18 protein-coding genes are annotated in these 21,593 nt (G+C 65.3%); 7 read left to right on the top strand and 11 right to left on the bottom strand.

Features of this window, described 5'->3' with window-relative positions:
* Positions 1 to 64: 64 nt before the first annotated feature.
* Both HUW53_RS18220 and HUW53_RS18215 read right to left on the bottom strand, forming a co-directional pair.
* Positions 65 to 1,285 carry an LL-diaminopimelate aminotransferase gene (locus HUW53_RS18220; RefSeq protein ID WP_237347180.1) on the bottom strand — a complete coding sequence of 407 codons (1,221 nt, stop codon included), beginning with the start codon at positions 1,283 to 1,285 and terminating at the stop codon, positions 65 to 67.
* A 125-nt stretch (positions 1,286 to 1,410) separates the two neighbouring features.
* Positions 1,411 to 1,734: a hypothetical protein gene (locus tag HUW53_RS18215; RefSeq protein WP_237347179.1), complete on the bottom strand. Its 324-nt coding sequence runs from the start codon at positions 1,732 to 1,734 to the stop codon at positions 1,411 to 1,413.
* Between the two features lie 382 nt (positions 1,735 to 2,116).
* Between HUW53_RS18215 and phaC the strand changes: the two genes are divergently transcribed.
* The gene (gene phaC, locus HUW53_RS18210) at positions 2,117 to 3,970 is read left to right on the top strand and encodes a class I poly(R)-hydroxyalkanoic acid synthase (protein ID WP_370877799.1); all 1,854 of its coding nucleotides are present in this window, start codon (positions 2,117 to 2,119) and stop codon (positions 3,968 to 3,970) included.
* Between the two features lie 72 nt (positions 3,971 to 4,042).
* Here phaC and HUW53_RS18205 read toward each other — a convergent pair whose 3' ends face one another.
* From HUW53_RS18205 to HUW53_RS18180, 6 genes are all read right to left on the bottom strand, one after another.
* Entirely contained in the window at positions 4,043 to 5,152 is a 1,110-nt protein-coding gene (locus tag HUW53_RS18205; RefSeq protein WP_237347177.1) for a hypothetical protein, read from the bottom strand.
* A gap of 215 nt (positions 5,153 to 5,367) precedes the next feature.
* The gene (locus HUW53_RS18200) at positions 5,368 to 6,648 is read right to left on the bottom strand and encodes a tetratricopeptide repeat protein (RefSeq protein ID WP_237347176.1); all 1,281 of its coding nucleotides are present in this window, start codon (positions 6,646 to 6,648) and stop codon (positions 5,368 to 5,370) included.
* Positions 6,649 to 6,704: 56 nt separating this feature from the next.
* Positions 6,705 to 8,465 (bottom strand): SGNH/GDSL hydrolase family protein, encoded by a 1,761-nt coding sequence (locus HUW53_RS18195; RefSeq protein ID WP_237347175.1) that lies wholly within the window; start codon positions 8,463 to 8,465, stop codon positions 6,705 to 6,707.
* Positions 8,458 to 10,671: a hypothetical protein gene (locus HUW53_RS18190; protein ID WP_237347174.1), complete on the bottom strand. Its 2,214-nt coding sequence runs from the start codon at positions 10,669 to 10,671 to the stop codon at positions 8,458 to 8,460. The genes HUW53_RS18195 and HUW53_RS18190 overlap by 8 nt, the downstream gene beginning before the upstream one ends.
* Positions 10,672 to 11,347: 676 nt before the next feature.
* Positions 11,348 to 11,947, bottom strand: a complete 600-nt coding sequence (locus tag HUW53_RS18185) for an SIS domain-containing protein (protein WP_237347173.1) — start codon at positions 11,945 to 11,947, stop codon at positions 11,348 to 11,350.
* Positions 11,948 to 11,969: 22 nt separating this feature from the next.
* On the bottom strand, positions 11,970 to 12,968 hold the full coding sequence (locus tag HUW53_RS18180; protein WP_237347172.1) for a Gfo/Idh/MocA family protein: 999 nt from the start codon (positions 12,966 to 12,968) through the stop codon (positions 11,970 to 11,972).
* A 691-nt stretch (positions 12,969 to 13,659) separates the two neighbouring features.
* Between HUW53_RS18180 and HUW53_RS18175 the strand changes: the two genes are divergently transcribed.
* From HUW53_RS18175 to HUW53_RS18150, 6 genes are all read left to right on the top strand, one after another.
* Positions 13,660 to 14,448 carry a fumarylacetoacetate hydrolase family protein gene (locus HUW53_RS18175; RefSeq protein WP_237347171.1) on the top strand — a complete coding sequence of 263 codons (789 nt, stop codon included), beginning with the start codon at positions 13,660 to 13,662 and terminating at the stop codon, positions 14,446 to 14,448.
* Positions 14,441 to 15,262: an inositol monophosphatase family protein gene (locus HUW53_RS18170; protein ID WP_237347170.1), complete on the top strand. Its 822-nt coding sequence runs from the start codon at positions 14,441 to 14,443 to the stop codon at positions 15,260 to 15,262. Before HUW53_RS18175 ends, HUW53_RS18170 begins: the two co-directional genes overlap by 8 nt.
* Positions 15,263 to 15,266: 4 nt before the next feature.
* On the top strand, positions 15,267 to 15,956 hold the full coding sequence (locus HUW53_RS18165) for an acylneuraminate cytidylyltransferase family protein (protein WP_237347169.1): 690 nt from the start codon (positions 15,267 to 15,269) through the stop codon (positions 15,954 to 15,956).
* Entirely contained in the window at positions 15,956 to 16,924 is a 969-nt protein-coding gene (locus tag HUW53_RS18160; protein ID WP_237347168.1) for a phosphoglycerate dehydrogenase, read from the top strand. The genes HUW53_RS18165 and HUW53_RS18160 overlap by 1 nt, the downstream gene beginning before the upstream one ends.
* Before the next feature lie 43 nt (positions 16,925 to 16,967).
* A complete protein-coding gene (pgl, locus tag HUW53_RS18155) occupies positions 16,968 to 17,693 on the top strand; it encodes a 6-phosphogluconolactonase (protein ID WP_237347167.1) in 726 nt (241 codons plus the stop codon).
* 247 nt (positions 17,694 to 17,940) lie between these two features.
* Positions 17,941 to 18,519 (top strand): hypothetical protein, encoded by a 579-nt coding sequence (locus HUW53_RS18150; RefSeq protein WP_237347166.1) that lies wholly within the window; start codon positions 17,941 to 17,943, stop codon positions 18,517 to 18,519.
* Here the strand turns inward: HUW53_RS18150 and HUW53_RS18145 are convergent.
* The 3 genes from HUW53_RS18145 to HUW53_RS18135 are packed head-to-tail and all read right to left on the bottom strand — an operon-like array spanning position 18,508 to position 21,577.
* Positions 18,508 to 19,539, bottom strand: a complete 1,032-nt coding sequence (locus HUW53_RS18145) for a YcjF family protein (RefSeq protein ID WP_237347165.1) — start codon at positions 19,537 to 19,539, stop codon at positions 18,508 to 18,510. The two genes, HUW53_RS18150 and HUW53_RS18145, sit on opposite strands and share 12 nt — an antisense overlap.
* A 51-nt stretch (positions 19,540 to 19,590) precedes the next feature.
* Complete coding sequence (locus tag HUW53_RS18140) at positions 19,591 to 21,051, bottom strand: YcjX family GTP-binding protein (RefSeq protein ID WP_237347164.1); 1,461 nt, start codon at positions 21,049 to 21,051, stop codon at positions 19,591 to 19,593.
* 4 nt (positions 21,052 to 21,055) lie between these two features.
* Positions 21,056 to 21,577, bottom strand: a complete 522-nt coding sequence (locus HUW53_RS18135) for a SixA phosphatase family protein (protein WP_237347163.1) — start codon at positions 21,575 to 21,577, stop codon at positions 21,056 to 21,058.
* Positions 21,578 to 21,593 lie beyond the last annotated feature (16 nt).

Here is a 21,593-nt window from a genome sequence, read left to right as displayed (position 1 = left end):
CGGGCGTGATGTTTGGACGGCAAGTGTTGGCTTTTGTGCTTGACCGCTGCTTTTGGCGGCCTGCTCAGCGGGCGGCGCTCAGGGGCACCACATTGTGCAGCGTGGTGCCGGCCTGATCGAAGAAGCGGCGGATGTTGCGCGCCGCCTGCCGGATGCGCTGCTCATTCTCCACCACCGCGATGCGCACGAAGCCGTCGCCGTGCTCGCCGAAGCCGACGCCCGGCGCCACCGCCACCTCCGCCTTCTCGATCAGCAGCTTGGCGAACTCCACCGAGCCCATCTCGCGGAACGGTTCGGGAATGGGCGCCCAGGCGAACATGGAGGCCTTGGGCGCCGGCACGGTGAACCCGGCGCGGCCGAAGCTCTCCACCAGCGCGTCCCGGCGCTTCTTGTAGGTCTCGCGCATCTCCGCGACGCACTCCTGCGGGCCATTGAGGGCCGCAGTCGCCGCCACCTGGATCGGCGTGTAGGCGCCGTAATCCAGATAGGATTTCACCCGCGAGAGCGCGGAGATGAGGCGCTCGTTGCCCACCGCGAAGCCCATGCGCCAGCCGGCCATGGAATAGGTCTTGGACATGGAGGTGAACTCAACCGTCACGTCCATGGCGCCCGGCACCTGCAACACGGAGGGCGGCGGATTGTCGTCGAAATACAGCTCGGCATAGGCGAGGTCGGACAGGACGATGAGCTCGTTCTTCTTCGCGAAGGCCACCACGTCCTTGTAGAATTCCAGATCCGCCACGCAGGCCGTGGGGTTGGACGGATAGCACAGCACCACGGCGATGGGCTTGGGGATGGAATGGCGCACCGCCCGTTCCATGGCGTGGAAAAATTCCGGTCCGGGCTCCACCGGCACCGAGCGGATGACGCCGCCGGCCATGAGAAAGCCGAACGCGTGGATGGGGTAGGACGGGTTGGGCGTGAGAATCACGTCGCCCGGCGCGGTGATGGCCTGCGCCACGTTGGCGAAGCCTTCCTTCGAGCCCAGAGTGGCCACCACATGGCGCTCGGGATCGAGCTTCACGCCGAAGCGGCGCTCGTAATAGGCGGCCTGTGCCCGGCGCAGACCGGGAATGCCCTTGGACGCGGAATAGCGATCCGTGTGCGGTTTGCCGATGGTTTCCTTGAGCTTCTCGATCACGTGCGCGGGCGCGTCCAGGTCCGGATTGCCCATGCCGAGGTCGACGATGTCCACCCCGGCATTGCGAGCGGCGGCCTTCACACGGTTCACTTGCTCGAACACGTAGGGCGGCAGCCGGCGAATGCGGTGAAAGTCGGTGGTCATCTGATTGGCTCCAGGGTGCCGCGCGTCTTGTTTCTCCCGGCGCGGCGGACGGGTCTTTTAGCACTCTTCGCGAAATCAAGAAGCAATGAATGCGATGGTTCTGGGGCGAACGCCCGTGTTGGGGCTCAATTCCCGGCCTCGGCGCCGTTCTGGGTGCTGGCCTTGGCCTTGGCGGCGTTGTCCCGCGACAGTCGCTCAAGGTCGCTCTGCAGCTTGGCCCGCTGCGCATCGGTCAGCGCCGGCCGCCCGGTGTGCGGGGTGGTGCCGATGGTAGGGTAGGAATCATGCGCGACTTCCGGTACGTCCGCACGCGGCGGGACCGGCAGGGCCACCGTTCCGTCGCCGGAGCATCCCGCGAGGCCGGCCGGCGCCAGGAGGGCGAGCGCGACCGCTCCCGCTGCGGCGCAACGGAAAGGGATGGTTCGCTTGCTGGGGCGCATCATGAACATGAAGGCACGCGAATCCCTCGAATTGTTGACGGCCTCCGTAGTCCCGCGAGGCTCGATCCGGGTCCGTTCGTTCGCTAATATGCTCAAAAATGCGAAACGCGAAACACGCGACGCCAATGTCCGCTAAAAAAGCGGAGCGCGATAAGGGGATGGCGGAATGTCCGCGAGCCAGGGAACGCCCACAATCGAGATTTCGCCGGCCCTTGCGTCGCCCCCGCTATGGGAGCGGACCGCGCCGGCCGTCATCGCGGAGCCGCCCGGCTCCGGCTTCCACGCCTCTCACTCACCGGCTGCAATTCAGGGATGCAGCCCCAAGGAGCGTGACATGACCAGTTCCGCCGCCCCGTTTGTTCCGTCGCCGGAGCCGATCCCGTCTGCGGTCATGCCCGCGCCGTCGGTGGAGAGCGCGCCAGCACCGGCACCGACCGCCGTGCCCGCACCGCTGGCCGCTCCCGAGACCGACGAGCAGAAGGGCCTCAATGTGGAGACCTTCGCCCACAATCTCGCCCAGCTCGTGGAGGAAAGCGGTAAGGCGGTCGCCGCATACCTCGCCCCGCGCGAGGCGGGCCACACCGATGATCTTGCCGACGACATCGCCGACGCGCTGAAGACGGTCGGTCATGTGGCCGAATACTGGATGACCGACCCGCAGCGCGCGGTGGAGGCGCAGACGCGCCTGATGGGCGGCTATCTGTCCGTATGGGCCGGCACCATGAAGAAGCTGGCCGGCGAGCCGACCGAGCCGGTGGCCGCCCCCGACCCCAAGGATTCCCGCTTCAAGGACGAGGGCTGGCGCGAAAGCCCCATCTTCGATGCCTTGAAGCAGGCCTACCTCGTCACGTCCAACTGGGCCAACGACATGGTGAAGGAGGCCGAGGGCCTCGACCCCCATGTGCGCCACAAGGCCGAGTTCCTGGTCAAGCAGATCTCCAATGCGGTCTCACCTTCCAATTTCGTGCTGACCAATCCGGAGCTCATCCGCGAAACGCTGTCGTCATCGGGTGAAAACCTCGTGAAGGGCATGCGCAACCTCGCCGAGGACATTTCCGAGGGCGGCGGCACCTTGAAGATCCGCCAGACCGACATGACCGCGTTCGAGGTGGGCCGAAATCTCGCCCTGACGCCCGGCAAGGTGATCTATCAAAATGAGCTGATGCAGCTCATCCAATACACGCCCACGACCGCCAGCGTGAAGAAGACGCCGGTTCTGATCGTGCCGCCGTGGATCAATAAATTCTATATTCTCGATCTCACGCCGGAAAAATCGCTCATCAAGTGGCTGGTGGACCAGGGCCTGACCGTGTTCACCATCTCCTGGGTCAATCCCGACGCGCGCCTCGCCGCCAAGGGCTTCGACGATTATATGCGCGATGGCATCATGGCCGCCCTGGACACGGTGGCGATCGCCTCCGGCGAGCGGCGGGTGCACACGGTGGGGTATTGCGTGGGCGGCACGCTTCTGGCCTCGACCCTCGCCTACATGGCCGAGACCGGCGACGACCGCATCGCCTCCACCACGTTCCTGACCACCCAGATCGACTTCACCCACGCGGGGGATCTGAAGGTATTTGTGGACGAGGAGCAGCTCGCGGTCATGGAGCGCAAGATGAAGCAGATGGGCTATTTGGAAGGCAGCAAGATGGCTTCGGCCTTCAACATGCTGCGTTCCAATGACCTCATCTGGCCCTATGTGGTGAACAACTACATGAAGGGCAAGGCGCCGTTCCCGTTCGATCTGCTCTTTTGGAATGCGGATTCCACCCGCATGCCGGCCGCCAACCACTCCTATTATCTGCGCAACTGCTACCTCAGCAACAATATTGCCAAGGGCAAGGCGGAGCTTGCCGGCGTGAAGCTCGACATGCACAAGGTGTCGGTTCCCGCCTATTCCCTGGCGACGCGGGAAGACCATATCGCCCCGCCGAAGTCGGTCTATGTGGGGGCCAATCTATTGTCGGGACCGGTGCGTTATGTGCTCGCCGGCTCTGGCCACATCGCCGGCGTGGTGAACCCGCCGGCCAAGAACAAATATCAGTATTGGTCCGATGGACCGATCGGCCCGGACTACGACCTGTGGCTGGAGGGCGCGCAGGAGCGCAAGGGCTCCTGGTGGCCGGATTGGCTCAACTGGTTTGCGTCGTGGCATCCGGACGAGGTTCCGGCCCGCGACGTGGGGGGCGGTCGCCTCACCCCCATTGAGGATGCGCCCGGCCGATATGTGAAAGAGCGCTCCTGATCGGGGGCAAGCCCGCGCGGCGCGCGCATGCCATCGGGCCCGGTCGTTGACCGGGGCGTCGCGATGACGGCTCTATGCCATCAGGCGGAGCGCCGTCATCGCGACGCCCCGGAAAAAAGTGTCGGAAATGGGCGTGACGAGGTCGCCGGCGGTGTCGTCCTTCAGCACCAGCGCGCAGGTGGCAAGGTCGGTCTGAGGATATCTCACGGTGACGCCATTCACTTCGGCGATCAGGGCCGGCAGCGGCGCCGCCTCGCTCTCTCGCTCCCGCGGCGGTCGCGGCTTCAAGAAGAGACGCACATAATTTTCTTCGGCGAGAAGCTCAGGCATGGTTCGGATGACGAAGAGATAGCGCTTTTCCGTGGGGTCGAAATATTCCTTGCCAAAAAAGGCCGGGGACCGCTTTTCCCCGCTCCGCACCACCAGCGGCCAATTGGTCTGTCCAAGGTTCAGGCCGACACCGGAGACCGCTTCCGCCTCGCCGATTCCAAAGAGGATCCGCTCTTCTGCTCCGATGCGCAGGAAGCGTTCCGTGGACAGCGCGCTTTTCCGGGTCACAACGGGGATGGCGCGGTTGTGGCGTGGGTTGAAGCGGACGTAGCCGAAGGTGTGGCCGCGGACGGTGCTGACGCGCCGATCCAGCAGCTTGTCTGCGAACGCGGCGAGTTGTTCGCCAAGGGCGAGGCCCAGCGCCGTCGCGGCCCAGTTGGACAGGTGCGACGGGTCGCGGAAATAGCTGGGAAGCGGTGTGTCGCTGCCCGCCATCAGGCGGCGCAGGGCATCATATCCGTCGAATACCGGAAAATTGTGCTCCCGGAAGTATTCGAGATACAGCCGATAGACTGGGAGTGGCTTGTCGACCCGGATCTGGACCGGCATGATCATGGCGACAGGAACGCATTTCTTCTCGGCCAGAAGGCTGATCAGAAAATCAAGGCGGTTCCTGATCTCACGATGACTCTCTGGAAATTTCTCAAACGTCTCTTCATTAACGACAAAATCGACGAGACAATAATCAAAATCGTCAAAATTGACGCCTTTTGTCGTATATGGCAGCGAAACGCTTGTGCTGTGGCCAAGGCAAAATTGCTGAACGGTGTCAACATAAGGGCTGAACCGGAGGCCAGAAACATATCCATTTTTAAGGATTGAGTTTGATGTCCCGAATACAGCAATCTTCATTGTTTTATCCCTGATCCTTTAAAATCTCGTCCCGTCCCCATTTGAAGTCCTGTTGCCCTTTGGCCTCCTCCGACCCGATCAGGCAGTTGGCGGGCGACGGTGGGTGCATGTCAGGCACTTCTGTTGGCGAAGCTTCCAGGCCAGATGCGCTTTTGGTCCCCGGTGCGGCCTTCCCCGTGAGGTCGTCCTGCCCCGTTAGAGGGTTCCGAGGGCGCTCAAGCGGGCAGGGACGCGACCGGCTTGTTCGCCCGCACGTCGGGCCGAGGCGGACGGGCCACAGGCGGAGTGACCGGGGCCTTGGGGGGCACTGCCAACTCGGCCAGAAGGTCCCGAGGGACCCCGGCCGTCACCAGGGCCTGGCGCTCCCGCAGAAGCGCGGCCCGGCCTTTCATCTTGGGATGGCTCACGGTGCGCCTTAGCAATTGCTCCCCCTCTCCGGGCGCGCCGGTTCGGTACAGCAGTTGCGCCAGATGAAGAGCTATGGTCGGATTGCGCGGAGCGACCCGCAGAGCACATCCCGCATCCACCTTGGCGGAATCCAGGCGCCCGAGATCGGCCAGCCATTTCGATGTCAGATATGGAAATAATGCGCTTTCTGCGTGTCGAGATGCAAGCTGCTCGAAGACCTCGCGCGTGAACAAGCTTGGAGAGCGGGTGTATTTCCCGGAAATAAATTCAAATACGGATTCGACCTCTCGCAGAGAGCCCTCACGGAGGCGGCTAAAGGCAACGTCTTCGCATTTATTTTTCGCGGCCACGTACAGCTTCTCTCGATTTTTGATGCGTGCTAATTTTGTCACTTCACGCCATACAATGAAACTGTGGCTCTTATTCTTCCTGTATCTGTTTACGATGTCTTGTACGTGGCCAGATCCCTCCGAGAGAGACAGTACAAGCTCCGGTAGCAAACCAACATCCGCCAACGCACTGGCTGTCGCATGGCCGCTGAAGGGGAACTTCAGCAGTTTGACCGGCCCCAGGGCCTTGATGCGATCGGCATGCTTGGCATCGATAGGATGCAACGGATCGTAGGCGACCAGAAGGTCGGCGGTCTGCGATAGGCCCTCTTCCATTCGGTAGAGTTCTTTAAGATTCTTCGTATCCGCCTGCCAGAGCCGGTGCCAAGGCGCACCGCGACCGTTGATGGCGAATTGCGGGACGAAGGCCAGAACGCGGGTGGCCTCGAGCCGCGCCGAGAAGAGCAGGGCGCCATGTCCGCCCATGCTCGACCCATAGGTGATGACGCGGGAGAACGAGCTGCGGACCGCATCGGCCGCAGCAAGCGCCGCCGGCATCTCCGGCGTTTGCCACCAATGACTCTGCCTGCTGATGAAATGGAGGGCGGAAACCCCTTCCTTCGCGAAAAAATGTTCGCCGAATCCCTGCTGACCCGCCCGGCCCATGGTCCGTCCGGTGAAGGTGATGAACAGGGTGTCCGCTGTCGTGTTGGCCGCGCGATATTTGACCTGGATGTCAGAACCATCAAAAAGCAGCATGGATGTGCTCCGTCGGTCGCGGGATCAGCGTCTGGCAAGGCCGGCGTGGGCCTCGATCAGCATTCTGACTCGTCGATGTGCGAAGAGAAGACGACGCTGTCCGCGGAGGCGGAGTAGATGGAGGTCTGCTCCGTGAGATCGGCGGGAATGGGCAGGCCCTCGATTTCCCGGTCGATCACCTGGGCCAGAAGGCCGAGGCTTTTGAGCGCCCGCGCCACGTTGTGGTCATCGCTCGCGAGCGTGTGGATCGACACGTTCGGTAGCCGCCGCAGGCGCTCGGCGTGGATGCGGTCCAGCTTGTCCCCGGCGCAATAATAAAGGGAGATCTTCACCTGCGGATTGGCTTCGATCAGGGGCAGGAGGTCGGGATAGCGCATGGCGTCCTGCGGGATGGCGCCGAGGTCCGACTGCCACCGGTCATCGCCATGGGCGGCGCGCATCTGGTGGTCGATGAAGGTCTGCGGGGCGAAGGCGATCACCCGGTCGGCCTTGGTCAGGATGCCGAACAGGATCGCCGCGTAGCCGCCCATGGAGTTGCCGATGGTGACCACCTGCCGCGCGGGCGTTGCCTGGATCTTCTGAGCGATCCCAGCGGCTGCCGTGTCGATGGTATCACCGAGGCCTACGATGCCGTCCTGATACCAGCGATTGTCCTGATCGCGCAGATAGAGCTGGTGCAGATCCTTGTCGTAAAAGCTCTTCACGAACTCGAACGGGCTCCAATGGGCCGCGGCGGCCCGGTCGGCCTCGGTGCGACGTCCGGAGAAACAGACGATCCAGCTGCTCGCCGGGGCATTGGACAGATCGACGCGATAGCCGAGATTCTGCTCCTCAACCACGGGGGCGGTCGCGGGCGGCGTGGCCGGGCGCGGCTTCACCTTGCGCAGGCGCAAGCGCAATTGCACGGCGCGCGCCATGATCTCGTCCAGTATGCGGCGGGCGATGAGCTTGTTGCCCCGTTGGCTCGCATGCCGGAAATCACGATAAACGCTGTCGTAGCCCTCGAAGACATTGGAGATGTCGATGACGTGCGCGTAGAGTTCCGGCTTTTCCCGCAACTCCTTTTGCACTGCATCATAAAAGAGATTGGCCTCTTCTATGTAAGGACGCCCCGTGTTGGGCAGCAGCCGGGTCATCTGGGGGGATTCCAGAAGGCGGCTCTCCGCCGGGTTGGGGACCAGATGGCCGCGCGCCAGCGTGGGCTCCAGGAAGCACAGATAGGGGATCCCGAGTTCCGCTGACACCACCCGCGCGAGGCGGGTGTTGCGCAGCCAGAAGTCATGGGGCTGGATCTTCTCGGGCACGCCGAAGGAGGCGCGCCGGAACGCCTTGGTGCGCCCCACGAGGAAGTTCGCGATGGAAGAGGTGTTGCGGTGCAGGAATGGGGTTGTGGGGCGCGCGTGGAGGAAACCGATGTCGGCGATGCCCGAGAACGAAAGAATGAGGTGCGGCCGGATGCCGGGCGCATCGCGCAAGATTTTCAAAAGCTCAATGGAGGAGTGATACCCGGAGGTCGCCCCATTGTAGATGAGGGTGCGGCCCACCCGCTTGCTCAGCAGCTCGGAGAGGAACTGCGGCCACTGGCCCCTGGGAAACTGCGTGGTCGAGCTGCCGAGCACCATCACCTTGAAGGCGGCATTTCGTGGTGGCAGGTCGCGCGGATAAAGGTCGTAGGATTCGAAGTCGCTTGCATCCTTCAGGTGGCCCACCAAAGGATCGAAGGCCGCAAAGCGGAGCAGTTGCGTGGCTTTGTCCTCTCCGGCCCCGGTTTCAGTCTCAGGATCGAAATTGTCCGTATTCAAGAGCTTCTCAGCCATTGTGAAGCACCGGGGAGGACTTGGCCTCTTTGATGATGAAGCGCGCGGTGGCCGAATAGGGCTTACCCATCAGCTTCTCGCTGTCGGGGTGCATGGGCTGTAGTGTGTAGCGGATCATGCGCGCCAGATGGTCGATCCACCGCCGCTTCATCGCCCGCACGTCGACACCTCGCAGCGCCGCTTCGATCATCTCAGGGATGTCGCCGATCTCATGCGGTTCGTAGCAGCTGCCGGAGCGCGACAGGCTGTTGCGGCCGAGCAGGATGGTCGGCCGGTCGTTGAACAGCGACATGTAGGCGGTCGCGGACACGAGCGTGAGGCACACGTCGGATTGACGCACGCATTCGTGGATATTGGCTTCGCGCACGAAGATCACATGCGGCTCGCTGAGGTCTACGCGCTGGGGTTCCAGGTGAGGGTGCGGCTTGAACAGCAGCACCCAGTCCCCGCGTTGGGCGCACAGGTCGCTCAGGTAGCGGAAGGCATCATAGGAATCGATAAAGATCGGCGAGTGGACGGACGACTTGTCCCACCACACCGGAAGCATTCCGGTCTGCCAATCGTTGCAGCCGGCATAGAATAGCACCTTCTTGCCCTCTGCGCGGACTTTGTCCAGAAGGCGGCTGAGGCTGCCGTCGGCGACGGTTGACTTGCGGTTGAGCCCGGTATCGCGCACCAGCCGTCGATAGGTGATGGCGCGGCGGAAATCGGCACGCGCGAGAGGGCGGGCGTAATACTCCTCGGCCTTGGCCACCGGGGTGCTTTCCGCCATCTCCCCTACGGGATCCATGCCCATGGTCATGGGCAGGGCGCCGTCGTGGCAGTACAAGGTGGGAACGCCATAGGCATCGCACAGCCATTTGCAGATGTGGGACGCCTGATTCCACTCATGCCAGAGCAGCGCCACCTTGGGCCGAACCATGGTGAGCACCTGGTCTGCCGCGCGGGCGATTTGCAGCGAACTCGAATAGGATTCGAGCCAGGTGGGCAGCACGTTGCGCTTGTTTTGCTCGTAGCCGTAGTCGAGCGATGATGCCTCGTGCAGCATGGCCCGATATTCGGTGTCGGTGCGCCCGGTTTTGCGCAGCTCCCGCGACCATGCGGGCTTCAGCCAGGTGCGCATGTCGGACATGCGGATGAACCACATGGGCGGGTCCGCCGGGGAGGCGGCGGCGCTCTGCTGGGCCAGCACCAGCTCAAAGCCGAATTTCTCAAGCTCCTCATGGAGCTTCAGGAAATATTGCCATTTCTCGGGCCGGCCACCGGGGTTGACGTTGTTCACGAACAGCAGCACCCGGTCGGGGTCATCCGTGGCCCGCCGGGCGAAGCTGGGACCCAGGGCGCGCCCGAGGTCGCATTGCATGGCGAAATTGACGATCCGCTCACGCCAGCGCGGGATCACCCTCTTCTGGCGCTCGGCCTTGGCGAGAAGGTCGTTGTGACGCTTGTTGTAGAATAAGGTGGTCCCGTCGTCGGAGCGCTCGAGATGGCCGGCGGGCAGACTGCGGCGATAGACCTTGCCGGCCTTATCCACACAACGCAGGTGGATTCGCTCATACTTCAGCAGATCCACGTCGATGGTGGTTTCTAGGGCGAAGCCGTTGGCCGGGTCCGGCGTGCGCTTGCTCAACGGCCGGTGCATGCCGAGCTGCGCATCCCCGACCTTCTCCTTGTCGGCCCAGACCTCCACCGCCTGTGTACCGTTGACGCTGAAGAATGCGCCGCGAATGGACATTAGGTTCCAGTGCCGCTCGAAGAAGAACTGGTCGATGCTGATATGGTAGTCCTTGGATCCGCCGGACGGCGATGCGACGGCGGTGGGAGGGGCTGCCGGCGTGTTTATGATGCGCGTCGGCGTCTGGAGCTGCGCGATCTCCCGATCTTCGGCGTCGAGAAAGCGCACCAGAAGGGCCGGCGGCTCCCTCTGTTCGGCGCCGAAAACGCGGCCCCTGCGCACCGCGAACCAGTCCGTGCCCTGCATGAAGGGCGGATAATCGGGCGGATATTCACTGGAGGGGGGCTTGCACGGCGTGCGGCCCAGCACTTCCCCCCCCTGGAGGGCGACCTCCACGAAGGCGACGCCGAGCGCCTTGGGGCAGCCCCCGCGCACCTCGATGAAATCCTTGCGCGGCATATAGTTCGCCCGCAGGATACCAATCCCGTCGGGCGTGGTCACATACTCGGTGTCGGGACTTGGGCGTTCCACGCCGTCCGACTCATCATTTGAGTCATCGTCCTCGCGCGTTGAGGCCTGCCCGGCTCCGCGGGAAAATTCCGCCTTGTCGGCTTCGGGCATCACAGCCGTCGCGGAGCGCTGTCCGCTATCCTGTTCCGGCCGCTCATCACGCGCCGGGGATTTCGGGGCCGGATGCGCGACCTGATCCGAGCCAAGAGCCTCATGAGCCGAAAGCTTGCTATCCGCAGCCATCATTTTTCCATCGTCGCGAAGCGTGGGGAACGCCGAAATCTGAGACGCTGCCTTTGGGTGCCGCGGGCCTATGTGCCACGCGCATCGACAGGCACGACCCGCTGCGATGGGAACATCACCGGCCCGTGGCACGCTTCCATCCGCCTCGACAGCCGCTTCTGGCGCCGGACATGGGCATGGACAAGCGGCATACGCTGCGCGCCATAGGCCGGCGCCCTTGCAGACGGACCTGCGTACACCGGGAGAAACCTTCTTATCAAGGCCCCGATCCCACTTGTCCTGCGAGGCGGGCGCGCTCCGATCCGTGCGCGGCACTACGTACGACACGGCCCGGCGGAGAAATACCTCCGTCCGGGCCGTCCCAATCGCACTGTAGAAGGTGAACCCGGCGCGGAACCTCTAAAGAGGTGTGCCCGACCGGCTCCCTTGGGAGCCGTCCGCCTGATAAGGCGGCTCAGCTTGCGGTCTTGCGCAGTTCGGTCACGTTGGCTGCGGAATATTCCGCTTGGCCGATCATCATGTCGAGGATGGCCATGCCCCAGAACTGGTGCACGGTTTCCACGATGTTGTAGGCGTGGCTGTCGATCCAGAGGTTCATGTCGCCGCGCTGGCGCAGCGGGTTGCCCGGGTGCATGGCCGACATGGTGGCGACTTTCACGCCCATGCTCTTGGCCATGTCAACAGCGTTGAGGATGTTCTCCGACTTGCCGGAGCTGCTGATGGCGATCAGCGTGTCCTGAGGCTGCGCGTGGATGCGGATGGCGTGGGCCATCCAGTCCTTGAAGCCGTAGTCGTTGGCGAGGCAGGTGATGAAGGCCGGGTCGCTGAAGGTGATGGCGCGCACGCCACCATTCTTGGACATGTCCGCGGCGAGGTGGGAGGCGATGCCGGCCGAGCCGCCGTTGCCGAGCCAGATCACTTTTCCGTCGCGTTCGGCAGTTTCCAACACAAACTCCTTGACGCGAACCAGGTTCGCAATCAGAGCCGGCGTCAGCTGCGTGGCTTCAGTGAGCTGGGAAAAGTAATCCTGCAAAAACCTGGCATCTTGCGACATGGCGTGAGCCCTCATCGTCAATTCACGAAATCATCGACACGACAGGCGTGTCATAGCTTGCGGCAACGAGTTGCATGATGCGCAGCGCATCATCGCTCGTGCCATGGCGAAGCGGTGCCTCTCCGTGGATGGCCGCCGCAAATTCCGCGACCTCCCTGTCCCACGAATCGTCTACCTCATAGGCGCTGACCTCGGGCACCGGGTTCGGGACCGGATAGCCGTCCTTGAGTGCGGTGCGATAGACGAGCAGCACCTCTGGCGCGTACGAGCCGGTCCCCGAAAGGATCCCGTCAAGCACAATAAGCCCCTTCTCAAGGCCCAATTCAAGCCGAAACAAGTGCTTCCATTGTGTCGCCGACGAGTGGAGGGACGCCATGGCGCCCTCCGGCGAAGCCAGCAGCACCATGGCGTTATCTTCTACTGCGGTGTCCCAGTACGACTTGCTACGCTGCGATGCAATCACTGATAGCTCCGGGCAGAACATGCTCATCAGATCCAGCATGTGGATGCCCTGGTCGATCAGAATGCCGCCGCCGGAGCGTTCAGGATCGTTGCGCCAATTGGTTTCGTATCGGTAACCGCCGGACTTGCCATAAGCGCCGCGCAGCGTGAGCAGGCGACCGAACGCCCCGCTGTCGATCAGCTCCGCCGCCTTGAGTACGGACGGGTGAAAACGGTGATTGAAGCCGAATTTCAAGACCTTGCCGGGGGCCGCCGCTTCCGCGTCCCGCATCCGAAGGATATCAGCCACGTTGCGACCCGGGGGCTTTTCGCTGAAGACATGCAGGCCCCTGCCCAAGGCCGTCACCACCACGTCGGCGATCACGTCATTGGTGGTGCAGACGAAAACGCCATCGAGCTGCTCCTTGTCCAGAAGCTGGCGCCAGTCCGTGTAGAAGGGAACCGTCGTTTCGGCCACCTGCACATCGCACGCGGCGACGAAGTCGAAATCCTGCCTTTTGTCGATGATGTTGGCTCTGCGCCGTCCGATTCCGCCGAAGCCAATCACAGCAAAACGCACTACGGTGCTCCCCTGATCCCTTCAGATCCCGCCCTGACGCCCCACGACAACTCTGGGTGTGGCGCCATGCGTCATGCGTCCCACATGCGGCCGACGAGATCCGAATACGAACCTGATGCCTCCCTGGAGGGTCAGGTTGTGATAACGGCTGCCTGTCGGCACGGCAACACGCTGTCGGCTTAAAATCTCGCGGGCAACGGGCGTGGAAAGTGCAGGCATAAGTTGCGTCCGGGCGCGAGAATGCAAGGCTATCCGTGGCCGCTCGAGCTCTTTGGCCGGCTGGGCGCCGCGTCCAAGGGGCTGCCGCAGTGCGGTCGATTCGTGCTGCAGTGTGTATTGCGTGCCACAGCGGGGAGGTAGTCGCGGGCCGTGGGTGCGAGAGGAGGCGTTGCGCCGGGGAAGACCGCGCGATTCGGGGATGGACCGTGGATGCTCTGGCAGTTGAAGATCGCGGCACGGCAGCGCCATGAACCGACTGGTAAGGAGGCGCGGCGCATAGGCGGGCGATGTCGCGGGGCGAGGGCATTCAGGTGTTGCTGCGACGCAGCGGAGCGGCGCATCCGAGGGTTGACGTAGAGGCGTCGCTGGTGCTTTTGCGGGTGCGTCTTGCCGAAGGATGTCGGGGGTTGTGCCGCCTTGCTTTCATAACGGCCTGCCTTTACGAACAGGCAGAACATAGCGAGCGTATGGTATGACGAACCTTTCGGACGCGTTGGACGAGGCGTTGCGCGTTGGGGCCAAAGTCGGGCTGGATGTAGTTGAGGCAGCGGGTCCCTTCACCCTCGCGGATGCCTATGATGTGCAGCGCCGCAGGCTTCAGGGGTGGCCGCAGCCGCCGCGGGTCTGGAAGGTTGGCGCTTCGAACTTCGGCAGTTCCAACGCGTTTCAGACGCGCGACCCCTTCATCGGCGCCGTCGGGACCGACGAGACCTATATTTTTGCGGATGGTCGAGGTGTGCTGCCTTTGTCCCCGTTCCGCGCCTTTCAGGGCGAGCTGGAGGTGGTGATCCGCACCGGGGTGGATATCTCCAGCGTGGAGCAGGTGGCCGACAGCGTGGATTGGATTGAATCGGTGCATCTTGGCATCGAACTGCCCGCCACCCGGCTGGACTTTCCGGTTGATGGCGCGCGCCTGCCTTATCTCGTGGCGGACCATGGGTCGTCGGGAGCGGCGGTGATCGGCGCGGCGCTGCCCGTGGCGGCGGCCGAGCCGTCGGACGCTGCGTTCCGGATGAGTGTCAACGGAACCTGCGTGGCGGAGGGCGGCATGGTGCAGCTCACGAGCCCGCCGGTCGATGTGGTGCGGATCGTGTTGCCACTTCTGTTGCTGCAGGCCGGCGGTCGCCTGCCGAAGGGCACCTTCATTTCCACGGGTGGCGTCGCGCCCTGCCGCTCCTTTGCCGGGGCGCAAACGATCACGGCGGAATGGGCGGGCGTGGCCCGGCTCGACCTCGTGTGCGAAGGCAAGACGCATGCGTGAGGCCCTCATGTCGCGCAGTCCCGACACGTGGGACGCCGTGCGGCGGACCCTCGCCACCATCGTCACCGAGGTTGTGGCCGGTACGCCGCCCAGTCTGCAGGTCGAGCGGATCACGAAGGGTCACCAGGACTACGTGACCAACCTGGATCTGCACTATCAGAAGGCCCTCTGTGCCGCGCTGAAGGAGGCTTTCCCCGATTGGCCGATCCTGGCCGAGGAGGATGCTCCGGGCGCCGCCGTCAGTTCCGGCTGTTGGTGGATCGTGGATCCCCTCGACGGCACCTTCAATTTTGCCCATGGCTTGCCCTTCTACGGGATGTCGGTGGCGCTGCTGCACGACGGTGTGTCGCGCGTGGCGGCCGTTTATGACTTCTCGAAGCGCTGCCTCTACAGCGCCAGCAGCGGTGGCGGGGCGTTCGTCGGCGAGGAGCCGGTGGCGCCGATGCGCTCGGCCCATCGGGTGATCGCGGTGTCATCCGGCGTCGTCGATTGGGCGATGTCGGAAAAGCCGGATCTGCTGCCGGCCCTGCGCGAACTCGGCAAGCTGCGCATTCTCGGGTCCCAGGCGACCCAGCTCGCCTATGTGGGCTGCGGCTTCCTCTCCGCCAACATCTCGGTGGAGGCCAAGGTGTGGGATGACGCGGCGGGTGCGCTGATCGCCCAGGAGAGCGGAGCCCATTACAGCGACTTCAACGGGAACGACTTCTCCGCGCTGCTGAAGAGCGGCACGGCTCACGCCCTCACCTTGAGGAGCGTCGCCTGCGATGCGGCGCTCTGGCCCATCTTGCAGCCTTTACTCCTCAACAAAAGATAGTCCCATGAAAATCCTTGCGATGATCCCCGCGCGCATGGGCAGCCAGCGCCTGAAGCGGAAGAATGCCCTCGATCTGGACGGTATTCCGCTCATCTCCCATGCTATCCGCAAGTGTAAGCAGGTCAACGTCTTCGACGAGATCTGGGTAAATTCCGAACACCTGGACTTCAAGACCATCGCCGAAGGCGAAGGCGTGAATTTCCATGAACGCCCGGCGGAACTTGCCAATAACGTCGCGACCAGCGAGCAGTTCGTGGCGGAGTTTCTCGACAAGCACGAATGCGACATGGTGGTGCAGGTGCATTCCATCGCGCCCTTGCTCACGGCGCGCGAGGTGGAAGCCTTCGTCAAGCATTTCGCCCAGTCGAACAAGGATGTGATGCTCTCCTGCATCCATGACCAGATCGAGGTCGCGTATCAGGACCAGCCGGTCAACTTCACGTTCGCGGAGAAGACCAATTCGCAGGAACTGAAGCCGCTGCAGCGCATCACCTGGTCCATCACCGGCTGGCGCCGCGAGCCCTATCTCGCCGCCTTCAAGGCTGGCAAGTGCGCCACCTATTCCGGCGACATCGGCTTCTATCCGGTGAGCGGCATGTCGGGACACGTCATCAAGACCCAGCGCGATTTCGACATCGCCGAAGCGATGTTGCCCATCCTGCGCGCGGCTGAAGCCGCCGGTGAGACCCTGTGATGGCGAAGCGCGTTCTTGTCACCGGACTGATGATGCTCGCGGACTTTCCGCGTTTCCGTGGCCTCATGGCTGAAAAGGGCATCGAGGCGGTCGAGGTGCCGGTGAAGCAGTTCCTCACCGAGCCGGATCTGATCCCCATCATGGGGGAGTTTGACGGCTGGGTGGCCGGCGATGACCGCGTCACTCCGGCAGTGCTGAAGGCTGCGTTGCCGCGCCTGAAGGTCATCGCCAAGTGGGGCACGGGGGTGGATTCCTTCGATCTTCCGGCGGCGAAAGCGGTGGGGGTGCCGGTCTACAACGCGCCGGGCGCCTTTCAGCATGCGGTTTCGGAAGTGGCGCTCGGCTACATGCTGGACGTGAGCCGCTACCTGTCCTCCACGGACCGGGCGGTGCGCGCGGGTCGGTGGCCGAAGCCCTGCGGCGGCGGGCTCTATAAGAAAACGGTGGGCATCGTCGGGTTCGGCGCCATCGGCCGCGGGGTGGCCGAGCGGGCGGCGGGCTTCGGCACCACCATCCTCGCCTACGATCCCATGCAGCCGCCGGCGCCGGACTATGTCACCTATGCCGGCTTGCCGGAGCTGCTGGCGCAGTCCGATTTCGTCGTGCTGTGCTGCAACATGACCCAGGACAATGTCCACCTCATCAATGCCGGCACGCTCCAGCAGATGAAGCCGGGCGCGATCCTGGTGAATGTGGGGCGCGGCGGACTGGTGGACGAGCCGGCGCTGATCGCGGCGCTCCAGTCCGGCCATCTTGGTGGTGCGGGTCTCGACGTGTTCGAGGCGGAGCCCCTGCCGGCGGACAGCCCGTTGCGTGGCTTCGACAATGTGGTGCTTGGCAGCCACAATGCGAACAACCAGCAGGCGGCCATCGAGGCGGTGCATGTGCGCACGCTTGAATGCCTCTATCAGGGCCTGGGCCTTGAGCCGAAGACCCACACGCCCGTTACCGATCTGGTGAAAGGCTGAGATGGGGGATGGTCCGCTTGGCTTGGCGCCGGGTTGCGCGTCCGTGACCGCCTCGGTGACGGTCCTGGCGGACGTGCCGGCGCTGGCGGCGGCGGTGGCGCATCACCTTGCCGCCGACATCCGCAACGTTCTGGGCGAGCGGTCCGGCGACTATGTGCTCGCCCTGAGCGGCGGGCGCACGCCGGTGCACGTCTTCGAGGCCCTGCGGGTGATCGAGGCGGACGGGCCGGGGTTGCCCTGGGATCGTGTGGTGCTGCTCTGGGTGGACGAGCGGGCGGTGCCGGCCGACCACGCGGACAGCAATTTCGGCAGCGCGCGCCGGCATCTGCTCGCCCATATCCCGGCCCCTGCCGCGGTGCTGCCCATGGTGGGAGAGGACGGCGCCGTGCGTGGCGCGGAGGCTTACGCCGGCCAATTGCGTCGGCGCTGGCCGGATCGGGAACTGCCGCCCATCGATTGCGCGGTGCTGGGTATCGGCGAGGATGGCCATGTGGCATCCCTGTTTCCGGGGGATGGGGACCGGCGGCTGGCCAGTGCGGCGGTGTGCGCCACGACGCGGGTCGTGGGCGGGCATCCGCGCATCAGCCTGACGCAGGCCGCCCTTGACGGGGCCCGTAGCCGCGTGGTGATGGCCTCGGGCGCCGGCAAGCGGCCGGTGGTGCGCGCCTGCCTCGGCCTCGCGCCAGCGCAGGCGGAGTATCCGGCGGCGGCGCTAAAGGCGGCGGAAACCTTCTGGTTCGTCACCCCCGAAACCCTGTCGGACGCCTGATCCCAAAGGCCCATGGGCGCGACGCGTGGGTCTTCTAAATCCCGCGCGGCGCCTGTGCGTGTCCACCTGATGCCGGTCAACGACCGGGGCCGATAGTCGAAGCGGTCGATCTGCCCGCCGGCTGGCGGTGTGATGGCATGGCCGGGAGTCCGCTGGGGCCGGGATCAAAGCCCTTGGCGCGGCCCTCGCTTTTGCCTGAAATGGTCGTCGCCGCGCCGACGCAGGCGGGGGCGCGCAGCGAGGTGTGATGCCTGATCCATCCGAAGGTCTCGTCTATGCCTATCACCCGCGTCTCGGCGGCGCCGGGGTTCGGCTTGCGCTGGAGGGCGAGGCGCTGGAGTGGTTGGTCGGCCCGCGCGAAGGGCGCCTGCGGCTCGCGGATATCGCACGGCTGACGCTGCGGTTCCAGCCGGCGAAATTCGCCAGCGCCAGCTTTGAAATGGAAATACTGGGCCGGGACGGCTCGCGGCTGGTGGCGGCGTCGGCTTCGCGCACGTCGCTGACGGCGGTGCGCGACCAGGGGCAGGATTACGCCCGTTTCGTGCGCGCCCTGCACGGCGCCTTGGCCGATGCTTGCGTCCCGGTGGAGTGTCGGGGCGGCTACGGCCGCGCGCGCTGGGGTCTTATGGTGGCATTGGGCGCGGCGGCGGCGCTGGGGCTTCTGGTGGTGGTGGGCTTTGCGCTGTGGCAGGGCCAGTGGAGCACGGCCGGGCTGATCGCCCTGCTGTCGGCGATCGTGGGTTGGCCCACGGCGGAAACGCTGGTGCGCAACCGGCCGCTGCGCTACCAGCTCGCCGCTCTGCCGGCCCACCTGCTACCGGGGTGAGGCAGCTTCGTCCTCTTCGGCCTTGCGCAGCAGGCCGGTGGCCACATCGGCGAGGCGCGGCGCTGGCAGCGCGGTGAAGGGCAGGGGCCGGGTGACGGCGATGGCGGCGAGGCCGAGCCGGGCCGTGAGCAGGCCGTTGACCACGCCCTCGCCCAGCTTGGCGGACAGCCGCGCGGCGAGGCCCTGGCCGATGATCTGCTGCACCAGGGTGTCGCCGGCCGCCATCCCGCCGGTGATGGCGAGATGGCCGAGCACGTGGCGCACCAGCCGCACCATGCCGAGCGCGCCGGGCCGCCCCCCATAGAGCTGCGCCAGCCGCCGCATGAGCGATACCGCCGTGTAGAGCACGAAGACGAGGTCCACCAGCGCGCGCGGCGACACGGCCGTCACCACCGACACGTTCCTTGCTGCTTCCGACACCATCTGCCGGGCGCGGGCGTCGAGGGCGGGCAGGAGGGTGCGTTCGGTCAGGCGCACCAGGTCGGCCCCGTCGATGATGCCTGCGAGGTGTCCGCGAAGGTCGGCGCGGGCGCGGGCCAGGGGCGGCTGGTCGGCGGTGAGGCGGAGCATGTCGCGGGCCACCGCCTCGGCCAGGGCGCGGTCGTCCTGGGCGATGGCGCTGGCGGCCTTGTCCCGTACCCGGTCGAGATGGGCGAGCCGGGCCAGGCCCGCCACCTCGCGCCCGAGGAGCACCGCGCCCACCAGCACCAGCACCGCAGTGGCGGCGAGCCCCACATAGCCGAGTACCGGCGATTGGGCATAAAGGTCGCTGACGAGCCGACTCAGGCCCACATAGGCTGCAAGGCTCGCGACGCCGCCCGCCGCGGTCCAGAACAGCCCGCCGAGCGTCATTCCAAAGCGCGAGACCGCACCGGAGCGTTTCCGGGCGGGATCCGGTATGGCGGCTGAACTGTCGTCCGGCTCGGGCTCCGGCGGGGCGAGGGTCAGGTCGCGGTCGTCGAGCCGGAACACCTGCGGCCGGCGCGGGGGGCGCTGCGGGCTCACGCGATCGTCGGTCATAAGGTCTCCCTGCGGGTCGCCGTCAGGGGCGCCGCATCCCTGCGTGAGGCTTCAGGCCAAGCGGTCGCCCAGCAGAAATTCGAGCGCCCGATCGAGGCGAATATGGGGAATGGCCGCACCCGCGCCAATGCCGGCCGGCGGCCGGAATTTCAGGAAGCGGAAGTCCACCTCTCCCGCGGGGGCGGAGGCGATGCCGCGAAATCCGGCGCCCGAGGGATCGAACAGGGCATCGGGCGTCTCCGGCAGGTCGCCGGGAAACACCGCCACCTCCTCCGCGCCGTCGAAGACGTGGCCGCCGGCCTCCTGCCCCTGTTCCGGGGTGCCGACGATGGCGTCGAGGGTTTCGCCGTTCCGGCGCACCTGGGCTTCGCGGGTGGCGCGGATGGCGGCGAGGGCGACCACGTCGAGGGCGGCGCCATGCCCATGAGCGCGCGCGTGGGCACGCTCCACCAGACGGGCGAGGATGGCTTCCAGCCTGTCATGACTCGAATGGTGCAGGTGGTCGGCCTTGGTGGCGGCGAACAGCACCTTGTCGATGCGCGGGCGGAACAGGGTGCTGGCGAAGCCGTTCCGTCCGGTGCGGAAGGCGGCGAGAATGCCATCCAATGCCCGTTCCAGATCGGTGAGTGCCGCAGGTCCCGCATTGAGGGCGGACAAGGCGTCGACCAGCACGATCTGCCGATCGAGCCGCGCGAAATGTGTGCGGAAGAAGGGCCGCACCACGGCGTTCTTATAGGCCTCGAATCGCCGTTCCATCATCGCCCCCAGGGAGTTGGCGGCCATGGTGCCCAGCGCCGGCGGATCGATGGGGGCGAAGGTGAGGGCAGGGGAGCCTTCGAGGTCGCCGGGCATCAGGAAGCGGCCGGGCGGCAACAGGCTCATGGCCAGCTTTTCGGTGCGGCAGGCGGCCAGATAGGCGGTGAAGAGGCGGGCCAGCTCGCGCGCGTGGCTCTCGTCGGCGAGGGCATCGGCATGGCGCGCGGCCACCATTGCGAGATAGGGGCCCGCCACCCCGGCGCGGGCTGGGGCGCGGGCGAGCGCGAGGCTTTGCCGGGCAAAATCGGCATAGCTCATGTCGAGCAGGGGCAGGTCGAGCAGCCACTCGCCGGGATAGTCCACGAGGTCGAGGGTGAGGGTGCGCTCGGTTCCGCGCGGCGTCGCGTATCGCACCGCGAGCCGCAGCTCGCTCACCCGCGTGGTGGAGGCGGGCCAGGCACGATCGGCGGCAAGGGTGGCGAGATGGGCTTCATAGGCGAAACGCGGCACGGCGTCGTCGGGCTGGGGCTCCAGCACGGCGCGGGCGATGCGGCCCGATTGCATGGCCTCGAACACCGGCATCCGCCCGCCGCGCATGAGCGCATGCACGAGGGCGGTGGTGAAAATGGTCTTGCCGGCCCGCGACAGGCCGGTGACGCCGATGCGTAATGTGGGGTGGGCAAGCCCATCCACCCGGTCCGCCAGGGTCGCGAACGCGATGCGTGCGTCCTCGATGGCGCGGGTGAGGCCGGTCATCGGTTCAGGTCGCTCCCGTCAGGTCGCGGGGCAGGATGAAGCGGTCGAGCCGGCCGTTGCCGGGGGTGGCGGCGGCCCAGTCGTCCACCGGCAGGTCGATCACCGCCAGCGCGCCGGTGGGGAATTTCTCACCCAGCTTCTCGAGATCGCCGGCCGGGCCGCTGGCGATCAGGGTCGCCGCCAGATCCTCCATGCCGGGATTGTGGCCGATGAGCATCAGCGTGTGGATCTGCCGGGGCTGCTCGCGCACCACCGCCAGCAGGCGGGCGCCGCTGGCGTCATAGAGGCGCGGCTCGCTCGACACGGTGGGCACCGGTGGCATCTGCCCGCACACCAGATCCCAGGTTTCACGCGTGCGCCGGGCGGGGGAGACCAGCACCCGGTCGGCGGTCAGCCCCTGTTGCGCCATGTAGACGCCCATGCGTGGCGCGGCGGTGCGACCGCGGAGCGCAAGGGGGCGCTCCTGGTCGGCCACACCGTCGGGCCAGTCGGACTTGGCGTGACGCAACAAAATGAGACGGCGCATGGGAACGACCAGAGCG

Origin of the sequence: Xanthobacter agilis, from assembly GCF_021730435.1 — a bacterium.
Classification (GTDB): domain Bacteria; phylum Pseudomonadota; class Alphaproteobacteria; order Rhizobiales; family Xanthobacteraceae; genus Xanthobacter; species Xanthobacter agilis.
This window is presented reverse-complemented; position numbering and strand designations above follow the sequence as displayed.